Origin of the sequence: Methyloceanibacter sp. (assembly GCF_035650995.1) — a bacterium.
GTDB lineage: Bacteria > Pseudomonadota > Alphaproteobacteria > Rhizobiales > Methyloligellaceae > Methyloceanibacter.
The window spans coordinates 1-3,521 of the sequence record NZ_DASRGO010000166.1 but is presented as its reverse complement, the minus strand read 5'-3'; the positions used below and the strand labels follow the sequence as shown (position 1 = coordinate 3,521).

2 protein-coding genes and 1 pseudogene are annotated in these 3,521 nt (G+C 64.6%); 1 reads left to right on the top strand and 2 read right to left on the bottom strand.

Going from position 1 to position 3,521, the window contains the following annotated elements; genetic code table 11:
- Nucleotides 1-689, bottom strand: a pseudogene (locus VFB18_RS12640) (hypothetical protein); the annotation flags it as partial.
- 143 nt (nt 690-832) lie between these two features.
- On the bottom strand, nt 833-2,338 hold the full coding sequence (locus VFB18_RS12635) for a sigma-54 dependent transcriptional regulator (protein WP_324975788.1): 1,506 nt from the start codon (nt 2,336-2,338) through the stop codon (nt 833-835).
- A 259-nt stretch (nt 2,339-2,597) separates the two neighbouring features.
- Here VFB18_RS12635 and VFB18_RS12630 point away from each other — a divergent pair.
- On the top strand, nt 2,598-3,521 hold a 924-nt coding region (locus VFB18_RS12630; RefSeq protein WP_414675704.1), incomplete at its 3' end, for a M3 family oligoendopeptidase.

Here is a 3,521-nt window from a genome sequence, read left to right as displayed (position 1 = left end):
AGCTTCAGCACCGGACCGTCGGGAATGAAGTCGGCCGGCCTCTCGGCGGCAACGCGCACGGTCTTGCCGCGCCGGAGCGCGATCAGCTTCTGCCTCAGCGCCTCGAATTGGGGCTGATCGGGCTGGAAGCTCCTGAGATAGGCGGCGGGATCGGAGCGGATGGCAATCGATTCGATTACCTCCGAGGGGTTGGGCAGCATGAGAGTGGGATCGAGGTTCTCGCTCAAGCGCTGCGGCTTGATGCGGCCGCCGCGGGCGTCGTTGGCATAGTCGAGCACGGCGTAGCTCACCGTGATCTCGGCATCGGCGAGCCAGTCGATCTTGCCCGGGTCCGAGGCGTTGAAGCCGTCCGGGTTGGGCAGGGCGTAATCCGAAGCGCGCAAGCCGTAATCGTCGGCGTTCTTGATCTCGGCGATGACGGCCTTGCCGCGCTCGGTCAGGCCGTTCTGATCGACCCAAAGCGGCGTCCGGTCAGGCACGGAATAGAACTCGACGAGCGCACCCTGCTCGGACTTCTTCTTGTCGGTGGTGGTTGTGAATTTCTCCGAGAGGCGATTTTGAACGGCGATGCGGATCGCCTCGCTCGCCGTGATCAGTGTCTCGGGCTGCTCGGGCTCGGCCGCAAAACCCGCGGTACCCAACGGCGCGGTGAGCGCCAAGACCAACGCCAACAGACAGACTCGCCTCATCCCTCGCTCCCCCTTAAGGGCCTTTTCGGCCTTGCGATTATCAGGCGCAGAACATCGACGCTCCGGGCCCCCGCCCGTTGCCTACGACGCCGCCAACCAATGTTTCCCTAACAAGTATCGTTACTTAAGTGTGGCCATAAAACTTACGGCCTTACCTCGAGCCCGATCTCGCGCATCTTGCGGTAGAGCGTTGAGCGGCCGATGCCGAGCCGCTTTGCGATCTCCGTCATGCGTCCGCGGTAGCGCCCGAAGGCGAGCCTGATCATGTCGGCCTCGACGGCTTCGAGCGGGCGAATCTCGCCTGAGTCGCTCAAGGCCGGAATGCCGATCGCATCCTTGCCGTTGCCGGACGGCACGTGGATGGTCATGGGGGCCGCGGCCGATTCGCCGAGCATGACCGGACCCTCGATATGCGGCACCGGGTCCTTGGGCGCAGGCGCGGGCGGCACGGTCACCTTGTAGCCCTCGACGTGGGCTGCGATCTGCGGGAACTCGTCCACCGTCAGCATCGGCGTGTCGGCGAGCACGACCGCGCGGAATACCGCATTCTCGAGCTGGCGGATGTTGCCCGGCCAGGTGTAGCTCTGGAGCATGGCGCTCGCCTCGGCGTCGATGCCGTCGATGCGCTTGCCTTCCTCGGCGGCGAAGCGGGCGATGAAGTGGCGGACGAGCTCCGGCACGTCCTCAAGCCGCTCGCGCAACGGCGGGACCCAGATCGGGAACACGTTCAGACGATAATAGAGGTCCTCGCGGAAGCGGCCCTCGTTGACGAGGTTGATGAGATTTTGATTGGTCGCCGAGATCAGGCGGAAATCGACCTTGACCGGCTGCTTTCCCCCCACGGGATCGATCTCGCCCTCCTGAAGGGCGCGCAACAGCTTGACCTGCGCGTCGAGCGGAAGCTCGCCGATCTCGTCAAGAAAAAGCGTGCCTTGATCCGCTTCGACGAACTTGCCGGCGCGCTTCTCGGTCGCTCCGGTGAAGGAGCCCTTCTCGTGCCCGAACAGGATGCTCTCGACGAGATTCTCAGGAATGGCGCCGCAATTGACGGTGACGAAGGGCTTGCCGGCACGGGCGCTTTCGCCCTGGATCGCGCGTGCGATTAGCTCCTTGCCGACGCCCGATTCGCCTTCGATCAGGACGGGGATGGTCGAGCGTGAGGCCCTCTTGCCGAGCTCTATGACGCGGCGCATGGCCTCGCTGCCGGCGATCAGGTCGGAGAAGCCGAGCGCGCCCTTGGCTTGGGCCTTGATGCGGTTGAGCTCGCCGGCAAGCGCCTCGATCTTCAGCGCGTTTTTGATGGAGACTTCGAGCCGCTCGGGGCTCACCGGCTTGACCACGAAATCGACCGCGCCCGCCCGCATCGCGGCGATGGCGGCGTCGATCGAGCCGTGGGCGGTCTGCACGATGGCCGGGGGCTTCCTCGGCAGCGAGCGCATCGCGGTCAACACCGCCATGCCGTCGGTTCCGGGCATGACGAGGTCGAGCAGGATAAGAGAGATGTCGCCGGCCGTGTCGGCCTTAAGCGCGGCGAGCGCCTTTTCGCCGCTTTCGGCCGTGGCAACGTTATGGCCAAAGCGCTTGATGGTCTCTTCAAGAATACGACGCTGGGCGGGGTCGTCGTCGACGACCAGGACGCGTTTGGGCATGACGCAACACTCACGAAAACTGGTTACGCTACTCGGCAGCGCCGCTTCGTAGAGCCCAACACAGGGGGCCTGGGCGCCGCTGCTGTGCCAAAATAGTGCGCTCGAAGGGTAAATATCCCCTTTATCGCGGTTCGATTTTGGTCATGCTGTCGCGCGACCGGTGCGCGGGGGCTGGAAAGCGCCGTGTTTCTTGCCGCAGGGACGTCGCATTCCCACTCTAGGCGCTTGTCGCCCCACACAAGGAGGATATGGCCTGCCGATGCTGCCCAAACTAACCCTCTGGCCGACCCACCCAGCCTTTGCCGCGAGTGCCGCCAAAGCCAAAGCCAAGCGCGCGAGCGCTGCTGAGAAGCCGGCTAAGCGCAAGCTCGGGAGCCTGCCGGAGTGGAACCTGGCCGACCTCTATAGCGGCCCTCACTCGCCCGAGCTCAAGAACGATCTCACCACCGCGGAACGCGCGGCCGACGCCATGCAGGAGCGCTACGCCGGCAAGCTCGCGAGCCTGCTCGACGGCGGCAAGGGCGGCTATACGCTTGCCCAGGCCGTGCGCGAGTTCGAGCAGCTCAACGACCTCCTCGGCCGCATCGTCTCTTACGCGAGCCTGCTCTATGCCGCCGACACTTCGGATCCCAAGCGGCAGAAATTCTTCGGCGACATCCAGGAGAAGATCACCGCCATCTCCTCGAAGCTCCTGTTCTTTCCGCTCGAGCTCAATCGTCTCGACGACAAGGCGCTCGACAAGGCGATGGAGCATTCCGAGCTGTCGCATTACCGCCCGTGGATCGAGGACCTGCGCAAGGAGAAGCCCTATCAGCTCGAAGACAAGCTCGAGCAGCTCTTCCACGAGAAGGCCGTCACCGCGCGCGGCGCTTGGGACCGGCTGTTCAGCGAGACGATGACCTCGCTCAGATTCGACGTGGGCGGCGAGAAGCTCAGCCTCGAGCCCACGCTCAACCGCCTGCTCGACCCCGACGAGAAGAAGCGGCGCAAGGCGGCCGAGGCACTCGCCAAGACGTTCAAGGATAATCTCCGGCTCTTCACGCTGATCACCAACACGCTCGCCAAGGACAAGGAGATTTCCGACCGCTGGCGCGGCTTCGCCGACGTGGCCGACTCGCGCCACCTCAACAATCGTGTCGAGAGAGAGGTGGTCGATGCGCTCGTCGCGGCCGTGCGCGAGGCG

Excerpts from the sequence above, each read along its gene's own strand:
- VFB18_RS12635 (WP_324975788.1), bottom strand. The coding sequence starts at position 2,338 with ATGCCCAAACGCGTCCTGGTCGTCGACGACGACCCCGCCCAGCGTCGT.